Annotated in this window: 1 protein-coding gene; it reads left to right on the top strand. The window is 65.1% G+C overall.

Annotation, left to right across the window (positions count from 1 at the left end; translation table 11 throughout):
• Positions 1 to 267, top strand: a 267-nt coding sequence (locus RVY79_RS17445; RefSeq protein ID WP_317465747.1) for a DUF488 domain-containing protein, incomplete at its 5' end; no start/stop codon positions are given.
• Positions 268 to 444 lie beyond the last annotated feature (177 nt).

Here is a 444-nt window from a genome sequence, read left to right as displayed (position 1 = left end):
CCGCTGCTCTCGCCCACGCCGGAACTCGTCAAGCAGGCCCAGGCTGCACAGGCGGCGCATGACGAGAAAGGCTGGCAGACCTTCGTGCGCCACTTCCGCACGGAAATGCGAGACGGCGATGCCGCGCGCCTGCTCGACATGCTGGCCGCGCTGTCACACCAGACCAATCTCTCCGTCGGCTGCTATTGCGAGGACGAAGCGCATTGCCACCGCTCGGTGCTGCGCGAGCTGTTGAAGGAGCGTGGAGCCAAGGTGGCTGAAGCCTGAAACCATCACCTCGGCCGAACGGCGTATGGCAGACTGCTCCGCCTTGGCATAGAACACCCGAGACTCCCGTCAACAAGTCCAGCCGGGGGCACCCGACCGGGGGGGACCACATGCCATCCACACACAAGACGGCTCTTGGTGGGCAGCAGATCATCGCGCGCCCTGCGTTGTGCAAAG

The sequence above is a fragment of the Chromohalobacter sp. HP20-39 genome (genome assembly GCF_033052815.1).
In the GTDB taxonomy this organism is placed as follows: Bacteria; Pseudomonadota; Gammaproteobacteria; order Pseudomonadales; family Halomonadaceae; genus Chromohalobacter.
The sequence above is the reverse complement of the archived record's forward strand: the minus strand, read 5'-3'. Positions and strand labels throughout refer to the sequence as shown.